General features: G+C 72.6%; 16 protein-coding genes. 2 read left to right on the forward strand and 14 right to left on the reverse strand.

Annotated elements, in window-relative coordinates; all coding sequences use genetic code 11:
• From ACIRG6_RS28510 to ACIRG6_RS28520, 3 genes are read right to left on the reverse strand one after another with little or no spacing between them, the layout of a single operon-like run.
• Entirely contained in the window at nt 1–309 is a 309-nt protein-coding gene (locus tag ACIRG6_RS28510; RefSeq protein ID WP_239763595.1) for an AzlD domain-containing protein, read from the reverse strand.
• Complete coding sequence (locus tag ACIRG6_RS28515) at nt 306–1,109, reverse strand: AzlC family ABC transporter permease (protein ID WP_403324965.1); 804 nt, start codon at nt 1,107–1,109, stop codon at nt 306–308. Before ACIRG6_RS28515 ends, ACIRG6_RS28510 begins: the two co-directional genes overlap by 4 nt.
• Nucleotides 1,106–1,972, reverse strand: a complete 867-nt coding sequence (locus tag ACIRG6_RS28520; RefSeq protein WP_403324966.1) for an AraC family transcriptional regulator — start codon at nt 1,970–1,972, stop codon at nt 1,106–1,108. Before ACIRG6_RS28520 ends, ACIRG6_RS28515 begins: the two co-directional genes overlap by 4 nt.
• Nucleotides 1,973–2,104: 132 nt before the next feature.
• Between ACIRG6_RS28520 and ACIRG6_RS28525 the strand changes: the two genes are divergently transcribed.
• Together ACIRG6_RS28525 and ACIRG6_RS28530 are read left to right on the forward strand one after the other, a co-directional pair.
• Nucleotides 2,105–7,075 carry an ATP-dependent helicase gene (locus ACIRG6_RS28525; protein ID WP_364683365.1) on the forward strand — a complete coding sequence of 1,657 codons (4,971 nt, stop codon included), beginning with the start codon at nt 2,105–2,107 and terminating at the stop codon, nt 7,073–7,075.
• A gap of 18 nt (nt 7,076–7,093) precedes the next feature.
• Nucleotides 7,094–7,933, forward strand: a complete 840-nt coding sequence (locus ACIRG6_RS28530) for an Fpg/Nei family DNA glycosylase (RefSeq protein ID WP_350723380.1) — start codon at nt 7,094–7,096, stop codon at nt 7,931–7,933.
• Nucleotides 7,934–7,958: 25 nt separating this feature from the next.
• Here the strand turns inward: ACIRG6_RS28530 and ACIRG6_RS28535 are convergent, their stop codons facing one another.
• The 11 genes from ACIRG6_RS28535 to ACIRG6_RS28585 form a co-directional block, all read right to left on the reverse strand.
• Nucleotides 7,959–8,444, reverse strand: a complete 486-nt coding sequence (locus ACIRG6_RS28535) for an SRPBCC family protein (RefSeq protein ID WP_364683363.1) — start codon at nt 8,442–8,444, stop codon at nt 7,959–7,961.
• On the reverse strand, nt 8,441–8,626 hold the full coding sequence (locus tag ACIRG6_RS28540) for a hypothetical protein (protein ID WP_403324967.1): 186 nt from the start codon (nt 8,624–8,626) through the stop codon (nt 8,441–8,443). The genes ACIRG6_RS28535 and ACIRG6_RS28540 overlap by 4 nt, the downstream gene beginning before the upstream one ends.
• 70 nt (nt 8,627–8,696) lie before the next feature.
• Nucleotides 8,697–8,990, reverse strand: coding sequence for a hypothetical protein (locus ACIRG6_RS28545; protein ID WP_403324968.1), 294 nt, complete (start codon nt 8,988–8,990; stop codon nt 8,697–8,699).
• On the reverse strand, nt 8,987–9,457 hold the full coding sequence (locus ACIRG6_RS28550) for a Dps family protein (RefSeq protein ID WP_161164859.1): 471 nt from the start codon (nt 9,455–9,457) through the stop codon (nt 8,987–8,989). Before ACIRG6_RS28550 ends, ACIRG6_RS28545 begins: the two co-directional genes overlap by 4 nt.
• A gap of 182 nt (nt 9,458–9,639) precedes the next feature.
• Nucleotides 9,640–10,020 carry a helix-turn-helix domain-containing protein gene (locus ACIRG6_RS28555; RefSeq protein WP_364683360.1) on the reverse strand — a complete coding sequence of 127 codons (381 nt, stop codon included), beginning with the start codon at nt 10,018–10,020 and terminating at the stop codon, nt 9,640–9,642.
• A 109-nt stretch (nt 10,021–10,129) separates the two neighbouring features.
• Nucleotides 10,130–10,675, reverse strand: a complete 546-nt coding sequence (locus ACIRG6_RS28560; protein ID WP_364683358.1) for a CinA family protein — start codon at nt 10,673–10,675, stop codon at nt 10,130–10,132.
• Nucleotides 10,672–11,445 carry a CDP-diacylglycerol--glycerol-3-phosphate 3-phosphatidyltransferase gene (gene pgsA / locus ACIRG6_RS28565; protein ID WP_364683356.1) on the reverse strand — a complete coding sequence of 258 codons (774 nt, stop codon included), beginning with the start codon at nt 11,443–11,445 and terminating at the stop codon, nt 10,672–10,674. The genes ACIRG6_RS28560 and pgsA overlap by 4 nt, the downstream gene beginning before the upstream one ends.
• A complete protein-coding gene (gene rimO / locus ACIRG6_RS28570; protein ID WP_239763562.1) occupies nt 11,442–12,911 on the reverse strand; it encodes a 30S ribosomal protein S12 methylthiotransferase RimO in 1,470 nt (489 codons plus the stop codon). The genes pgsA and rimO overlap by 4 nt, the downstream gene beginning before the upstream one ends.
• A 92-nt stretch (nt 12,912–13,003) precedes the next feature.
• Nucleotides 13,004–13,855: a helix-turn-helix domain-containing protein gene (locus ACIRG6_RS28575; protein WP_403324969.1), complete on the reverse strand. Its 852-nt coding sequence runs from the start codon at nt 13,853–13,855 to the stop codon at nt 13,004–13,006.
• A gap of 262 nt (nt 13,856–14,117) precedes the next feature.
• Complete coding sequence (locus ACIRG6_RS28580; RefSeq protein ID WP_364823568.1) at nt 14,118–16,862, reverse strand: DNA translocase FtsK; 2,745 nt, start codon at nt 16,860–16,862, stop codon at nt 14,118–14,120.
• A gap of 141 nt (nt 16,863–17,003) precedes the next feature.
• Entirely contained in the window at nt 17,004–17,678 is a 675-nt protein-coding gene (locus ACIRG6_RS28585; protein WP_189231761.1) for a response regulator, read from the reverse strand.
• Nucleotides 17,679–17,769: the final 91 nt, after the last annotated feature.

Consider the following 17,769-nt stretch of genomic DNA (forward strand, 5'->3'; position numbering starts at 1 on the left):
TCAACCGCCCATGGCCCGCACGCCCGCGGTGACCACCACGGCCGCCGCGACGACCAGCAGGAACGGCGCCCGCAGCACCAGGGCCACGGCAGCGGCGGCGACCCCCGCGGCCCGCGCGTCCAGGACGAGCGTCTGCCCGTCCGCGAAGGTCTGCTGGGCGGTGAGCGCGGCGAGGAGGGCAACGGGCAGCAGCGCGGCGAGACGCCTGACCAAGGGCCGCTCCAGGGCGCCCGCGGGCACGAGCAGCCCGAGGAGTTTGACGGCGTAGCAGCCGAGTGCGGTCACGCCGATCGCGATCCAGATGCTCAACGCTCTCCCTCCCGCCCGGAGCCCTCGGCGGGGCTCTGTGCGATGTCTTGTGCACGGTCCCGTGGATCGTCGTCCTTGCCGTGCCGGGGGGAAGCCCGGCGGCGTCCCTCCGCCCACAGGACGGCCGGCGCCGCCAGCGCCGCCACCAGGACGGGCACACCGGCGGGCAGGACGGGCAGCAGACCGAGCCCCAGCAGGACGGCCAGGGCGGCGACCGCTCGCTCGGTGGTGGTCCTCAGCATCGGCGCGAGCAACGCCAGGAAGACCGCGGGTCCGGCCGCGTCGAGGCCCCAGGCGTCGGTGTCCCCGATGGCCTCCGCGCCCAGCGCGCCGAGCAGGGTGGTGAGGTTCCACAGCACGTACAACGTGAGGCCGGTGACGGTGAACCCGATCCGTACGCTGCGTCGCGTCGGCTGCGCCAGTGCCACGGCCGTCGTCTCGTCGATGACCCACTGGGCGGCGAACGGCCGCACCGCGCGCGGGAGGGCCAGCAACTGCGACAGCCGCAGCCCGTAGAAGGCGTTGCGCACGCCCAGGAAGAAGGCCCCCGCCGCGGCCGTGAGCGGGTTGCCGCCGGCCGCGAGCGCTCCCACGAGCGCGAACTGGGATGCACCGGTGAAGACCAGCAGGCTGAGCGCGCACGTCTGCAGCAGTGTCAGCCCGCTGCCCGCCGAGGTCACCCCGAAGGCGAACCCGGACAGTCCGACGGCGACTCCTACCCCGAGGGCGTCCCGTACGACGGCGGCGTCCGGCTTGCCCTCGACGGCGCTCGTGTCGGGTACGACTGTCTGTTCTGTCACACCTCGGACGGTAGGAGCAGTCGCCGCGGCGCGTCTTGTACGTTCTTGCGCTCGCGCTGGTAGGCGCCGGGCGGTACGCCCACGATCCGCGCGAAGTGCCGGTTCAGGTGCGGCTGGTCGGTGAAGCCCACGGCGACGGCGGCCTCGGCCGGTGTGGTCCCGGCGTCCAGCATCCGCCGCGCCCGGCGCACCCGGGCGTCCGTCAGCCAGGTGTGGGGCGGCATCCCGTACGTGTCCCGGAAGGCGCGCAGCAACGCGAACGGGCTGCTCCCGAGTTCCGCGGCGAGCGTCTCCAGGCTGGGCGGCTCGGCCATGCGCTCCTCCAGCACGGCACGCGCGCGTGCCGCTACCCGGGTCCCGGCGGTCCGCACCTCCCGCCGTGGCAGCGGGCCGCCGTTCAGCCTCAGCAGCCGGGTCACGGCCACCCGCAGCAGGGTGTCGGCGGCGAGGGCGTTGCCCTCGTCGGCGGCCCGCAGCACCCGGTGCACCAGCTCGACGGTGTACGGGTCGTCGAGCACCGGCCGGACGAATCCCGGCGTACCGCGCAGGGTGGTCGTCTCCGCCGCGATCGCGGCCACCAGCTCGGGCGCCGGATAGACCGCCCCGTACCGCCAGCCCTCCGGTACGCCGGCCCGTCCGGTGTGCGGGGTGTCGGGATTGACCAGCGCGAGCGATCCGGCACCGGCGTACTGGTCGCTCCCGCCGTGGTGGAAGACCTCCACGCCGTCGGCGATGGCGGCGATGACGAAGTGCTCGTGGGTGTGCCGGACGAAGGTCTTCCGTATGTACTGGGCGCGCAGCAGATCGACGCCGGGCAATTCGACGTAGCGCCAGTGCCGCGCCCGCTCTCCCGATCCCGCCATGGGTCCATTCTCCGCCATCCGGGCGGCCCGGCGCCGCCGGCGTGACCTTGCCGGACCGCTCACGGCCGCCCCGTCCGGCGATCGTGAGCCCGGCTCGGGCCGATTGTCAGTGCCCGGGTGCACGATGGATCCATGGTCAGCTCCGCACACCGAGCCCTGGACGGCTTCTCCCCCGCGACCCGCGGCTGGTTCACGGGTGCCTTCTCCGCGCCCACCGCCGCCCAGGCGGGTGCGTGGCAGGCGATCTCGGAGGGCTCGGACGTGCTGGTGGTCGCGCCCACCGGGTCCGGCAAGACACTGGCGGCCTTTCTCGCCGCCCTGGACCAGCTGGCCTCCACGCCCCCGCCGGCCGACCCGAAGAAGCGCTGCCGTGTGCTGTACGTCTCTCCGCTCAAGGCCCTGGCCGTCGACGTCGAGCGCAACCTGCGCAGCCCGCTGACCGGCATCCGCCAGGAGTCCGTCCGGCTCGGTCTGCCCGAGCCCGAGGTGAAGGTCGGCATCCGTTCGGGAGACACCCCGGCCGCCGAGCGCCGGGCGCTGGCCACCCGCCCGCCGGACATCCTGATCACGACCCCAGAGTCCCTGTTCCTGATGCTGACGTCGGCCACGCGCGACGCGCTGACCGGCGTGGAGACGGTGATCCTGGACGAGGTGCACGCGGTGGCGGGCACCAAGCGCGGCGCCCATCTCGCGCTCAGCCTGGAGCGGCTGGACGAGCTGCTGCCGAAGCCGGCCCGCCGGATCGGCCTGTCGGCGACGGTCCGCCCGGTGGACGAGGTCGCCCGTTTCCTCGCCCCCCGCGGCAAGGTGGAGATCGTCCAGCCGGACTCGGGCAAGGAGTTCGACCTCTCCGTCGTCGTCCCGGTCGAGGACCTGGGGGAGCTCGGCGGTTCACCGGTCGCCGAGGGCAAGGAGGGCGCCGAGCGCCCGTCGATCTGGCCGCACGTCGAGGAGCGGATCACCGACCTCGTCCAGTCGCACCGCTCCACCATCGTCTTCGCCAACTCCCGCCGCCTGGCCGAGCGCCTGTGCAACAGGCTCAACGAGATCGCGTACGAACGGGCGACCGGCGAGCCCCTGGACGAGCACCACTCCCCCGCCGAGCTGATGGGCGGCTCGGGGGCGGCCCAGGGCGCCCCGCCCGTGATCGCCCGAGCCCACCACGGCTCGGTCTCCAAGGAGCAGCGCGCCCTCGTCGAGGAGGACCTCAAGGCGGGCCGCCTGCCCGCCGTGGTCGCCACCTCCAGCCTGGAGCTGGGCATCGACATGGGCGCCGTGGACCTCGTGGTCCAGGTGGAGTCACCGCCCTCCGTCGCCTCCGGCCTCCAGCGCGTCGGCCGCGCGGGCCATCAGGTCGGCGCGGTCTCCACGGGCGTGGTCTTCCCCAAGTACCGCGGGGACCTGGTGCAGGCCGCCGTGGTCACCGAGCGGATGCGCAGCGGCGCCATCGAGGCCCTGAGGGTCCCCGCCAATCCGCTGGACGTGCTGGCCCAGCAGCTGGTCGCGATGACCGCGCTGGACACCTGGCAGGTCGACGACCTGCTCACCACCGTCCGCCGCGCCGCCCCCTTCGCCTCCCTCCCGGAGTCGGCCTTCACGGCCGTCCTGGACATGCTCGCGGGCCGCTATCCCTCCGACGCCTTCGCCGAGCTGCGCCCGCGCGTGGTGTGGGACCGGGTCGCGGGGACCGTCACCGGCCGCCCGGGCGCACAGCGCCTCGCCGTCACCTCCGGTGGGACGATCCCCGACCGCGGGCTCTTCGGGGTCTTCCTCGCCGGCGCCGACCCCAAGAAGGGCGGCGGCCGGGTCGGCGAGCTCGACGAGGAGATGGTGTACGAGTCCCGGGTCGGGGACGTCTTCACGCTCGGCACGAGCTCCTGGCGCATCGAGGACATCACGCGCGACCGGGTGCTGGTCTCCCCCGCTCCGGGCGTACCGGGCCGGCTGCCGTTCTGGAAGGGCGACCAGCTGGGCCGCCCCCTCGAACTGGGCCGCGCGCTGGGCGCGTTCCTGCGCGAGGTCGGTTCCCTCACCAAGGAGGACGCCCGGCTGCGCCTGGTCACCGCGGGTCTGGACGCCTGGGCGGCGGACAACGTGCTGGCGTATCTCGACGAGCAGCGTGAGGCCTGCGGCCACGTACCCGACGACCGCACCATCGTCGTGGAGCGCTTCCGGGACGAGCTGGGCGACTGGCGCGTCGTGGTCCACTCGCCCTTCGGCGCCCAGGTCCACGCCCCCTGGGCACTGGCGCTCGGTGCCCGCCTGTCCGAGCGGTACGGCATGGACGCCCAGGTCATGCACGCCGACGACGGCATCGTGCTGCGCCTGCCCGACGCCGATCTGATGGGCCTGGACCTGCTCGACCAGGAACCGTCGAAGCCCGGTCTGGAGTACGACGCCGAGCAGGCGCCCGTCGGCGCGGCCGACGTCGTCTTCGACAAGGGCGACGTCGACCGGGTCGTCACCGACCAGGTGGGCGGGTCGGCCCTGTTCGCGTCCCGCTTCCGGGAGTGCGCCGCCCGGGCGCTGCTGCTGCCGCGCCGCAGTCCGGGCAAGCGCACCCCGCTGTGGCAGCAGCGCCAACGCGCCGCGCAGCTGCTCGAGGTGGCGAGCGAGTACGGCTCGTTCCCGATCGTCCTGGAAGCGGTCCGCGAGTGCCTTCAGGACGTCTTCGACGTGCCCGGCCTGGTCGAGCTGATGGGCGACGTGGAGTCCCGCAAGGTGCGCCTGGTCGAGGTCACCACTCCGGAGCCGTCCCCGTTCGCCCGCTCCCTGCTGTTCGGCTACGTCGCCCAGTTCCTGTACGAGGGCGACTCGCCGCTCGCCGAGCGCCGGGCCGCCGCCCTGTCGCTGGACTCGCGGCTGCTGGCCGAGCTGCTCGGCCAGGCGGAGCTGCGCGAGCTGCTCGACGCGGACGTGCTGAGCGAGCTGGAGCGCGAGCTGCAGTGGCTCACCGAGGACCGGCGCGTCAAGGACCCGGAGGGTGTCGCGGACCTGCTGCGGATGCTGGGCCCGCTCACGGACGCGGAGCTGGCCGAGCGGGGCGCCGAGCCGCAGTGGGCCCTGGAGCTGGCCGCCGCCCGCCGCGCGATCAAGGTACGTATCGCCGGCGCCGATCACTGGGCGGCGATCGAGGACGCGGGCCGGCTGCGCGACGCGTTGGGCACGGCCCTGCCCGTGGGCGTGCCCGAGGCCTTCACCGAGCCGGTCAAGGACCCGCTCGGCGACCTCCTCGCCCGCTACGCCCGCACTCACGGCCCGTTCACGTCGGTCACCGCCGCCGCCCGCTTCGGTCTGGGCGTCGCGGTGACCGAGGGCGCCCTGCAGCGGCTCGCGGCGGCGGGCCGGGTCGTGCAGGGCGAGTTCCATCCGGCCGGGATCGGTCAGGAGTGGTGCGACGCGACGGTACTGCGCCGGTTGCGCCGCCGTTCCCTGGCCGCGCTACGGCACGAACTGGAGCCGGTTCCGCCGGCCGCGCTCGGCCAGTTCCTGCCCCAGTGGCAGCACATCGGCAAGGGGCACGCGCTGCGCGGCATCGACGGGCTGGTGCGGGCCGTCGAGCAGTTGCAGGGCGCGTCCGTGCCCGCGTCCGCCCTGGAGAAGCTCGTCCTGCCGTCCCGGGTGGCGAACTACACGCCCGCGATGCTGGACGAACTCACGGCCGCCGGCGAGGTGGTGTGGGCAGGTGCGGGCTCCCTCCCCGGCAAGGACGGCTGGGTCTCGCTGTACCTGGCGGACGCGGCCCCGGTGCTGCTGCCGCCCGCGCACCCCCTGGAGACGACCGCTCTCCACCAGTCCGTCCTGGACAGCCTCTCCGGCGGGTACGGCCTGTTCTTCCGGCAGATCGCCGACCAGGTCCGCGCCACCACGCACCCGGACGTCACGGACCCGCAGCTGGCTGACGCCCTGTGGGACCTGGCCTGGTCCGGACGACTGACGAACGACACCCTCTCGCCCCTGCGCGCCCTGCTGGGCTCGGGCCGTACCGCGGGCGCCACCGCTCACCGTGCCAAACGCGCGGTGCCGCGAGGACGCTACGGCTCGCTGACGGCCGCCGCCCGTGCCACGTCCCGCACCGGCCCGCCGACGGTCGCGGGCCGGTGGTCGCTGCTCCCGGCCCGCGAGGGCGACGCCACGGTGCGCGCCCACGCCCTGGCCCGCACGCTGCTGGACCGGCACGGCGTGGTGACCCGCGGCGCCGTCGCCGCCGAGGGCGTCGAGGGCGGTTTCTCGGCGGTGTACCGCATCCTGGCCGCCTTCGAGGAGAGCGGACAGGCCCGGCGCGGCTACGTCGTGGAGGGGCTCGGCGCCGCGCAGTTCGCCATGGAGGGCGCCGTGGACCGCTTGCGCGCGGTCGCCAACGCCCGCGAGCGCGGCGACGGCCCGCCCGGCCGGGCGGGCTTCGGCAACGGCGGCCCCGGGGGGCACACCTCACCCGACGGCTCCGCACCGGACTGGGCCTCCGGCGATTCCCCCTTCGACGACTTCGTGGTGGGCGGTGACGGAGATCCCGGCACCCCGGGCGGCCCCGCCGACGTCTTCGCATCCGCCCAGCCGCTCCCCCGTTCCCGGGGCGACTACGTCTCCCCGCGCGACTACGCCGAACCGGGTGCCGGTGGCCCGCGGGGCGGTGGTGCGCAGGGCGGCTTCGGCCTCCCGCACGGCTCGTACGACGCCGGTTTCCCGGGCCGTCGCGGCCGCCCAACCCCCGCGTCCCGGGCCGTCGTCCTGGCCGCCGCCGATCCGGCGAACGCCTACGGTGCGGCCCTGGGCTGGCCCGAGCCCCCGGCCGGAGCCACGCACAAACCGGGCCGCAAGGCGGGCTCCCTGGTGGTGCTGGTGGAGGGGGAGCCGGCGCTCTACATGGAGCGCGGTGGCAAGACCCTGCTGCTCTGGCCCTCCGACCCGGACGGTCCGCCGGGCGAGGACCCGTCCCTGCGCGCCGCCACGGAGGCCCTCGCCGCTGCCGCCCGCGCGGGTTCCCTCGGCACGGTCACGGTGGAACGGATCAACGGCGCCACAGCCCTGACGTCACCCTTCGGCGCCCTGCTGGAGGAGGCGGGCTTCATCGCCACCCCCCGCGGCCTGCGCATCCGGGCGTGAGCCTGTCACCCTTGACCCATGCCCGAGGGAGACACGGTCTGGCAGGCCGCGCAGAGGCTGCACGCCGCACTGGCGGGCAGGACGCTGACCCGCAGCGACTTCCGCGTGCCCCGCTACGCGACGGTCGACCTCACCGGCCGTACCGTCCTGGACGTCACCCCGCGCGGCAAGCATCTGCTCACCCGCATCGAGGGCGGCCTGACGCTGCACTCGCACCTCAGGATGGACGGTGCCTGGAAGGTGTTCGCCGCCGGTCAGCGCTGGAGCGGCGGCCCGGCGCACCAGATCCGCGTCATCCTGGGCACCGCCGACCGTACGGCCGTCGGCTACCGCCTGCCGGTGCTGGAGCTCCTGCGCACCGCCGACGAGCAGCGCGCGGTCGGCCACCTCGGCCCCGACCTGCTGGGCCCGGACTGGGACCCCGAGCAGGCCCTGGCCAACCTCCGTGAGGACCCGGCCCGCCCCCTCGGTGAGGCCCTGCTCGACCAGCGCAATCTCGCCGGAATCGGCAACGTCTACAAGTGCGAGCTGTGTTTCCTGCTCGGCGTCACCCCGTGGCTCCCGGTCGGCGAGCTGCCCGCCGACCGGGCCGCGAAACTGCCCGCACTCGCCCAGCGGCTCCTGGAGGCCAACCGCGACCGTCCGGTCCGTCGCACGACGGGCCTGCGCGGCCAGGACCTGTTCGTCTACGGCCGCGCGCCCCGCCCGTGCCTGCGGTGCGGCACGTCCGTCCGCCTGGCCGACCAGGGCGACGGTTCCCGTGAGCGCCCGACGTACTGGTGCCCCGCCTGCCAGGCGGGCCCCGCCCCGCGACCGGGCGGCTTCACCGGTGCCGGGCGGCGGCGGAAGGGGACGTGACCCTGTCCGCCGCCGGGCCCATGGCTCAGTCGGCCAGCAGCCCGTCCATCTGGCCGACCGCCTGCCGCAGGCCCTCGACCATGCCCATGTCGGCCAGCTGCTCCATCTGCTCCGCGGAGTCGAAGACCGAGCGCATCTCCATCCGGGTGCCGCCCCCGTGTTCGCTGAGCCGCACGCGAACGGCCATGGTCGGCATGGTGGTGTTCGGCGCACCCTCCTGGTCGGCGAATCCGTCGGTGAACTCCAGCGACGTCGGGGCGTCGACCGAGGTGATCCGCCACCAGCCGCGGTACTTGTCGCCGTCCGGGCCGGTCATGAAGTAGGTGACGTCACCGCCAGGGGTCAGGTCGTGCTCCTCCACGGTCGCGGGGTAGGACGGCGGACCCCACCAGCGCTCCAGCTGCCGCGGGTCGGCCCACAGCCGCCACACCCGTTCGACGGGCGCGGTGAAGTCGGCGACGAGGGTGAGGGTCAGATGCTCGACGTCCTTGTCCAGGCTGGTCACGGTCATCGGTCCTGTCCTTCCGTCGGATGATGCCCACCGGTGCCGGTGTCCTGGGCGAGCAGGTGGGACATGCGCTCCACCCTGCCGCGCCAGGCCGTCTCCAGCCCGTCGAGGGCCTGCCGGGCCCGGTCCACGGCCGCGGGGTCGGTCCGTACGAGCTGTTCCCGCCCCCGGCGCTGCTTGGTCACCAGGCCGGCCCCTTCCAGTACGTCAGCTCGGTCGGTGCCCGCTGTAAAGCGTCTGCCACCGCGGCCCGCGCTAGTGCTCACCGGAGCCCGACGGGCCGCGTCGCGCACCCTTCCCGGCACGGGACGAGGCCGGGGCCCGCACCACCGCCCGCAGGGCCCGGCGCCAGCGCCCCCCGCCGAGAGCTCCCACCGCCTGGCTCCGGGGCACACAGTGCACCGGCAGGACGCTCAGCCCCCATCCGCCGACCGCGACCGCTCCCTCGACCACACCGGCCCCGGGCACCAGCACCAGACGCACCACGGCCCAGCACCACAGCGCGCCGAGCCCCAGCGCCGCCGCCCGGCGCGCGGTCGCCGATGTCATCCGTTTTCGGCTTGGAACATCCAATGCTGCTTCTCGAGATCGGCGGTGACCTGGATGAAGATGTCCTGGCTCACGGGGTCCGGCTCCCCGGTCGCCGTGATCCGTTCCCGCATCCGAGTGATCACCGCGCCCAGCGCCTCGACGATCGTCCCCACCGCGGTGGTGTCGTCCACCCAGCCCTCGGGCGTCACCCCGATGCCGCTGCCGACGGCCACCGTCGCGGCCCGTCCGTCCGGAGACACACCGAGCGCCGAGGCACGCTCGGCCACGGTGTCGGAGTGCGTGCGCGCGGTACCGACGACCTCGTCCAGCTGGAGATGCACGGAGCGGAAGCGCGGCCCGACGACGTTCCAGTGGATCTGCTTCGCGACCAGGGCCAGGTCCACCAGGTCGACGAGGGCACCCTGGAGCGCCTCGGAGACGATCTTGAGATTAGCGTCGGACAAAGGGCTCTTGACGACGTACATCCGCACCTCCGTCGGTTCTCCCCCGGGCATGTCCTTCCACGATGACCGCAGCACCAGGGACCGGCAAACGGGCGGACGCGCCCTGGGCCGGCACCTGCCCGGATACGCAAAAACCCCGACCGCACCCCTCCGGTCTCCCGGAGAGGCCCTGGCCGGGGCCTCGGGCGCCGACGCGCAGACGCTCAGGCGGCGACGACGTCCACCGCTTCCGCGGGCGCCTTGATGGTCACGCGTTCCGGTGGCACGCCGGCCACCGACACGGAACCCAGCATCGGACGAACCGGCGTGGGCACGGACTCGCTCGACGTGGCCGCGGCGGACTGGGCCAGCTCCGCGAGGGCGAGTTCGTCGCTCACTTCTCGCATGAGTTCGGACATCCGTACGTCCAGCGCGTCGCAGATGGCGGACAGCAGCTCGGAGGACGCCTCCTTCTGCCCCCGCTCCACCTCGGAGAGATAGCCGAGTGAGACTCGGGCGGACGAGGAGACTTCGCGCAGAGTACGGCCCTGGCGCTGGCGCTGCCGACGCAGCACGTCACCCAGCAGGCGACGGAGCAGAATCATCGGTGGCTCCCTCCTCGGACCGCGTAGCCGCATCCTTCACGCCCCACCGTACCGCCTCGCGCCGCGGCCGTGCGGGGAGCGATGTCGTGTTCACTCAGGGCTGCAAACATCAAAACCCCCCGTTCCGTTCCGTATCCTGTGCCCGCTCATTCCCGGTCTGTTCGCCCGCGATCTCCCTCAGAAGGAGCGCGAGCACGCTCCGTACACTCTCCATACGAATTTCCGCGCGGTCGCCGTTCAACCGCAGCGCCTCCACTTTTCCGCCAGGGGCGGAACCGTCACTTGGTGCGAAAGGTCCGTGCACGGCCACGTAGACCGTCCCGACCGGTTGTCCGTCCTGTGGATCGGGGCCTGCGACACCGGTCGTCGCGATACCCCAGTCGGCTCCCAGCGCCTTGCGCACGCCGGCCGCCATTTCCGCGGCGACCTGCGGATCCACCGCGCCCCGAGCCGCCAGCAGGTCGCCGTCGACGCCGAGCAGCTCCCGCTTCAGTTCCGTGGCGTAGGCGGTCACCGAACCCCGGAAGACCTTCGACGCCCCCGGGACCGCGGTGATCCCGGCCGCCACCAGACCACCGGTCAGCGACTCGGCGATCGCGAGGGTCTCGCCCCTCACCGTGAGTAGTCGCACCACGTCGGCGGCCGTGGAACTCAACCTTCAGTCTCCTTCAACGCCGCCCTGCGCTCGGCGATTCCCTGCCGGCGCAGGACAATGGCCTGCTTCACGTAGTCCAGTCCGGTCACCACGGTCAGGACGACCGCCGCCGCCATCACCCAGAACCTCAGGGTGGCCAGGGGTCCCGTCAGCGCCAGGACGTACATGCCGACGGCCACGCCCTGGGTGAGGGTCTTCAGCTTGCCGCCGCGGCTCGCCGGGATGACGCCGTACCGAATGACCAGGAAACGCAGCAGGGTGATCCCGAGTTCCCGGCCCAGGATGACGGCCGTGACCCACCAGGGCAGGTCGCCCAGCGCGGAGAGACAGATCAGCGCCGCACCCATGATCGCCTTGTCGGCGATGGGGTCGGCGATCTTCCCGAAGTCCGTGACGAGGTTGTAGGTGCGCGCCAGATGGCCGTCGAAGATGTCGGTGAACATGGCGACGGCGAAGGCCGCCCAGGCGAAGGACCGCCAGGCCGGGTCGTAGCCGCCGTTGCCGAGCATCAGCACCACGAAGACCGGCACGAGGACCAGCCGGAACATCGTCAGCAGATTGGCGACGTTCCAGACGCTCGCCTGGTTGACGGCGGCGGCCGCGATCTTGCCGCCGCGCCCGCCGGCACCGCCCTCGGTCGCACCCCGCTCCACGGCGCCCCCCGAAGTCTTGCGCTCGGCCGGTTCCTGCGCCGCGCCCGAGGCACCGCGCGGGCCGCTCCTGCGCGCACTGGAGGAGCCGCCCGCCGCGGACGCCGGGACTCCGGTCATCTGGCCGCCTCCTCGCTCCACGCGGGCGAGCCCGGCAGCGGCTCGGCCACCAGATCGACACCCTCCGTACCGATCACCTTCGCGTCGACCATACGACCGGCACTCAGACCTTCGCCGCCCGTGAGCAGCACCTGGCCGTCCGTCTCCGGAGCCTGGTGGGCCGCACGCCCGTACACGCCGTCCTCGTCCACGGACTCCACGAGCACCCGCACGGTCGAGCCGACCCGCTCCTCGGCCCGCTGCGAGACGAGTTCCTCGGCCAGCCGGGACACGCGTGCCAGCCGCTCGGCGACGACGTCCTCGTCGACCTTGTTCTCGTAGGTCGCCGCCTCGGTGCCCTCCTCGTCGGAGTAGCCGAAGACGCCGATGGCGTCCAGCCGCGCGTGGTTCAGGAACCGCTCGAGCTCGGCGAGGTCGGCCTCGGACTCGCCGGGGAAGCCGACGATGAAGTTGGAGCGCACGCCGGCCTCGGGGGCCTTGCTCCGGATGGTGTCCAGCAGCTCCAGGAAGCGGTCGGTGTCGCCGAAGCGGCGCATGGCGCGCAGCACGTTCGGCGCGGAGTGCTGGAAGGACAGGTCGAAGTAGGGCATGACCTTCGGCGTCGAGGTCAGCACGTCGATCAGGCCGGGGCGCATCTCGGCCGGCTGGAGGTAGCTGACGCGCACCCGCTCGAGGCCGTCGACCTCGGCGAGCTCGGGCAGCAGGGACTCCAGCAGACGGATGTCGCCGAGGTCCTTGCCGTAGGAGGTGTTGTTCTCGGAGACCAGCATGACCTCCTTGACGCCCTGCTCGGCCAGCCACCGCGTCTCGTTCAGCACGTCGCTCGGGCGGCGCGAGATGAAGGAGCCGCGGAAGGACGGGATGGCGCAGAAGGAGCAGCGCCGGTCGCAGCCGGAGGCCAGCTTCACGGAGGCGACCGGGGAGCCGTCCAGGCGGCGGCGCAGGGGCGCGCGGGGGCCGGAGGCGGGGGCGACGCCCTCCGGGAGGTCGGCCGGTCCGTGCCCGGGCAGTGCGACGGCGGCGCCGGCCTCCTGCCGCTCGGCGGGGCTGATCGGCAGCAGCTTGCGACGGTCGCGGGGGGTGTGGGCGGCGTGGACGCCGCCGCTGAGGATGGTCTGCAGCCGGTCGGAGATGTCGGCGTAGTCGTCGAAGCCGAGGACGCCGTCGGCTTCGGGCAGCGCCTCGGCGAGCTCCTTGCCGTACCGCTCGGCCATGCAGCCCACGGCCACCACGGCCTGGGTTCTGCCGTGACCCTTGAGGTCGTTGGCCTCCAGGAGGGCGTCGACCGAGTCCTTCTTGGCGGCCTCGACGAAGCCGCACGTGTTCACGACGGCGACGTCCGCTTCCTCGGCGTCCTCGACGAGCTTCCAGCCGTCCGCCTCCAGACGGCCTGCGAGCTCCTCCGAGTCCACCTCGTTACGGGCGCAGCCAAGGGTGACGAGTGCGACGGTACGGCTTTCAGGCATGGGCTCTAGACTACTTCGTCCCGCCGACGGCCCACGTCGACGGGGTTGGCCGATCTTGGCCAACCCCGTAGCGACTCGTCCCCCCGGTCCTTTTATCCGACCTGCGGGTCGCCCTTCGTGTACGTCAGGCGCTGCACGGAGCCGGGCTGGAAGTCGTCCTCGATCTTCTTGCCGTTCACGTACAACTGGATCGCGCCGGCGTCGCCGAGGACGAGCTTGATCTTCTCGTTGTCCTGGAAGGTCTTGGAGTCACCCTGCTTGAGCAGGCCGTCGAACAGCTGCCGGCCGTTGTGGTCGTGGACGGAGATCCAGCTGCGGCCCTCGTCGGCGCTGACCTTGACGGTCACCTTGTCGCGGGGCGCGGCGGCGATCGCGCTCTCGGAGGGGTCCGGCTTCGGGTCGGCCGGCTTCTTCGGCTTGGCACTCGGTGAGATGGACCCGCCGGCCGTCGGCTGGGCCCCCTCGGCGACGCTCGCCTCGGAACCGCCGTCGTCGCCGCCCTTGACGAAGGTGAAGCCGACGAAGCCGATCACGGCGACGATCGCGGCCACCATCGCCGCGGTCCAGTTGGGTCCGCGCCGCTCCGGACGGATGCGTTCCGCCTCGAACAGGGGCGCGGCGGGTGTCGGGGCCGGGCGTCCGCCGTGGTCGGCGTCGTACTGCGCGAGCAGTTCGGCCGGGTCGAGCCGGACGGCCTTGGCCAGGGTCCTGATGTGGCCGCGGGCGTAGACGTCGCCGCCGCACGGCGTGAAGTCGTCCGCCTCGATGGCGTGCACGATGGCGATACGGACGCGGGTGGCGCTGCTGATGTCGTCGACGGTCAACCCGGCGGCGATGCGCGCCTGTTGCAGGGCACGGCCGACAGAGGGGCGGGCTTCCTCAGAGATGTCTTCGGACACGCCTTCGATCGGACGCTCGTCTTCAGGGGAGTTGCCGATGGACACGGGGGCGCCTTTCGAGCGTTTAGCCGCCTGTGCTGGACGTTCAGTCTAGGGGGGGTGCAAACGGGTGGGGCAACCGGACGGCGGGACTTGTACGCCATCGGTATGGCTTCGTGTCCCGATGGCGGTGTACCTCTTTGTCGCTTCCCTCAACTTGACGTACGGCATGGGGAAACGGTTGCTCATTGATCCCTAACGGGTGAGTCACGATCGGCCGGTCGGCCGTCCCGATCCGCCACGCGAGGTGATCCGCGCGTACCGTTCCCTACCCCTCAGACTCCCCCCGGATCACCGCGAGCACGCCGTCCAGCTCGTCAGCCTTCACAAGAACGTCACGAGCCTTCGAACCCTCGCTCGGTCCGACGATGTTCCGCGACTCCATCAGGTCCATCAGGCGTCCGGCCTTGGCGAAGCCGACGCGCAGCTTGCGCTGGAGCATCGAGGTCGACCCGAACTGGGTGGAGACGACCAGCTCGGCCGCCTGGCACAGCAGGTCGAGGTCGTCGCCGATGTCCTCGTCGATCTCCTTCTTCTGCTTGGTGCCGACGACGACGTCGTCCCGGAAGACGGGCGCCATCTGGTCCTTGCAGTGCTGGACGACGACCGCGACCTCCTCCTCGGTCACGAACGCGCCCTGCATACGGGTCGGCTTGTTCGCGCCCATCGGCAGGAAGAGGCCGTCGCCCTTGCCGATCAGCTTCTCCGCGCCGGGCTGGTCGAGGATGACCCGCGAGTCCGCCAGCGAGGAGGTGGCGAAGGCCAGCCGGGAGGGCACGTTCGCCTTGATCAGACCCGTGACGACGTCCACCGACGGCCGCTGCGTGGCGAGCACCAGGTGGATGCCGGCCGCGCGCGCGAGCTGCGTGATGCGCACGATGGCGTCCTCGACGTCCCGGGGAGCCACCATCATCAGGTCGGCCAGCTCGTCGACGATCACCAGCAGGTACGGATAGGGCTGGAGCTCGCGCTCGCTGCCCTCGGGCGGCTTGACCTTGCCCTCGCGCACGGCACGGTTGAAGTCGTCGATGTGCCGGTAGCCGTAGGCCGCGAGGTCGTCGTAGCGCAGGTCCATCTCGCGCACCACCCACTGGAGCGCCTCGGCGGCCCGCTTCGGGTTGGTGATGATCGGTGTGATCAGGTGCGGGATGCCCTCGTACGCGGTCAGCTCGACGCGCTTGGGGTCGACCAGGATCATCCGGACGTCCTCCGGGGTCGCCCGCATCATGATCGAGGTGATCAGGCAGTTGATGCAGGACGACTTGCCGGAGCCGGTGGCGCCGGCGACCAGCATGTGCGGCATCTTCGCCAGCGAGTGCATGACGTAGCCGCCCTCGACGTCCTTGCCGAAGGCCACCAGCATGGGGTCGTCGTCCTCGGCGGACTCCGCGAGCCGCAGCACGTCGCCGAGGTTGACCATCTCCCGGTCGGTGTTGGGGATCTCGATGCCGACCGCGGACTTGCCGGGGATCGGGCTGATGATCCGCACGTCGGGGCTGGCGACGGCATACGCGATGTTCTTGGTCAGCGCGGTGATGCGCTCCACCTTCACGGCGGGCCCGAGCTCCACCTCGTACCGCGTGACCGTCGGGCCGCGGGTGAAGCCGGTGACGGCCGCGTCGACCTTGAACTCGGTGAAGACCGTGGTGAGCGAGGCCACGATGGCGTCGTTGGCGGCGCTGCGCGACTTGCCGGGGCCGCCGCGCGTGAGGAGGTCGAGGGCCGGCAGGGAGTAGGTGATGTCGCCGGAGAGCTGGAGCTGCTCGGCACGCGGCGGCAGCTCCCGCTCCTGCGGCAGCGGGGTCTTGGTGAGGTCGGGGACCTCCACCTTGGCCGGGTCCTGCCTGGACGGGTCCTTCCTGAGCTTCCCGGGCTGCGGGCGCGCGGCCGGGACCGGTGTGGGCGTCGGTGTCGTCGACTCGCGCTCCCCCGTGCTCACGCCCTGGGTGAGGTCGGCGACCAGCGGGGACGGCGGCATCCCGTGCAGGACGGCGCCGTCGAGCGCGGCGGCGGCCGCGGCGGCGACGTCCACGGCGTCCATCGGCCGGTTCGCGTCGGGCTGCGGCACGGCAGACCGGCGGGGCCGGCCGCGGCGGCGGGCGAGCGCCTCCTGCTCGACCGCGTCGGGGTCGTACGGCTCGGCGGCGGGCGGTCCCCCGCGCCTGCGGGGGCGCGCGGGCAGCGACTCGCGCCACTGGTCGTCGTACCGCTCGTCGTCGTCGGTGATGAGGTCCGTCTCCGGGTCGTCGACGAGCCCCAGCCGCACGCCGAGCAGCCGCAGTCGCTGCGGGATGGCGTTGACGGGGGTGGCCGTGACGACCAGCAGTCCGAAGACGGTGAGCAGCACGAGCAGCGGCACGGCGAGTACGTCGGTCATCGTGTACGACAGCGGGGTCGCCGCGCCCCAGCCGATCAGGCCGCCGGCGTCCCTTATCGCCTGCATGCCGGCGCTGCGGGCGGGTGAGCCGCAGGCGATGTGCACCTGGCCGAGCACGCCGACGACCAGGGCCGACAGGCCGATCACGATCCGGCCGTTGGCCTCGGGCTTCTCCGGATGCCGGATCAGACGCACGGCGACGGCGCCGAGCAGGATCGGCACGAGCAGGTCGAGCCGGCCGAAGGCTCCGGTCACCAGGATCTCGACGAGGTCGCCGACGGGGCCCTTGAGGTCGGCCCAGGTACCGGCGGCGACGATCAGCGCCATGCCGAGCAGCAGCAGCGCGACGCCGTCCTTGCGGTGCGCCGGGTCGAGGTTCTTCGCGCCCTGGCCTATGCCGCGGAAGACGGCGCCGACGGCGTGCGCGATACCCAGCCAGAGGGCGCGTACGAGCCGGTAGACGCCGCCCGTCGGACTGGGAACCGGTGCGGGCGCGGGCTTCTTCGCCGCTGCCTTTCGGGCGGGCGCCTTCTTCGCGGGTGCCTTTTTCGCGGCGGCCTTCCTCGCCGGAGCCTTCGCGGGAGCCGCCGCCTTCTTGGCGGGCTGCTTCTTGGCTGCGGAGGGACGTGAGGCCATGGGTGTGAGGTTACCGGTGGAGGCGGCGGTCGACACGTGTGCCTACCGCTTCACCCGTTCGTGTCGTCCGCGCGCGGGTCCGGAACTGACGCGGTGGGTACGGACGCTGACATGACTTCACGGACCGCCCCACCGACAGCCTCAGTTCACCGCGGCCTGGCCTCCGGAAGAACCCGGTTCGAGGGCGTCCAGGGCTCGGCGCAGGCCCGTGAGCTTGCGCTCCAGATGGGCCGCGGTCGCCACCGCCGCCGCGTCGGTCGACTCGTCGCCCAGCTGCTTGGAGAGCGCCTCGGCCTGCTCCTCGACGGCCGCCAGCCGCGCCGACAGCTCGGCGAGCAGCCCCGCCGGCTCCTTGGTCTCGACACCGGCGGACTTGCCGCCGCCCTCCAACTGCAGGCGCAGCAGGGCCGCCTGCTCGCGCAGCTGGCAGTTCTTCATGTAGAGCTCGACGAAGACGGAGACCTTCGCGCGCAGCACCCACGGGTCGAACGGCTTGGAGATGTAGTCCACCGCACCGGCCGCGTACCCGCGGAAGGTGTGGTGCGGCCCGTGGTTGATCGCGGTGAGGAAGATGATCGGGATGTCCCGGGTCCGCTCCCGCCGCTTGATGTGCGCGGCTGTCTCGAAACCGTCCATGCCCGGCATCTGGACGTCCAGCAGAATGACCGCGAAGTCATCCGTGAGCAGTGCTTTGAGCGCTTCCTCCCCGGACGATGCCCGCACCAGCGTCTGATCGAGCGCCGAGAGGATCGCCTCCAGCGCCAGCAGATTCTCCGGCCGGTCATCGACCAGGAGGATCTTGGCCTTCTGCACCATGGCCCGCCCTCCTCGCCCCGGCGTGGGGCCTCCCCTGTCCGCAGGACTTGGGACCGCACCGGCGGGTGCCGCCCCAGGGGACGACTCCCTT

It is taken from the genome of Streptomyces flaveolus (genome assembly GCF_044765825.1).
Classification (GTDB): domain Bacteria; phylum Actinomycetota; class Actinomycetes; order Streptomycetales; family Streptomycetaceae; genus Streptomyces; species Streptomyces flaveolus.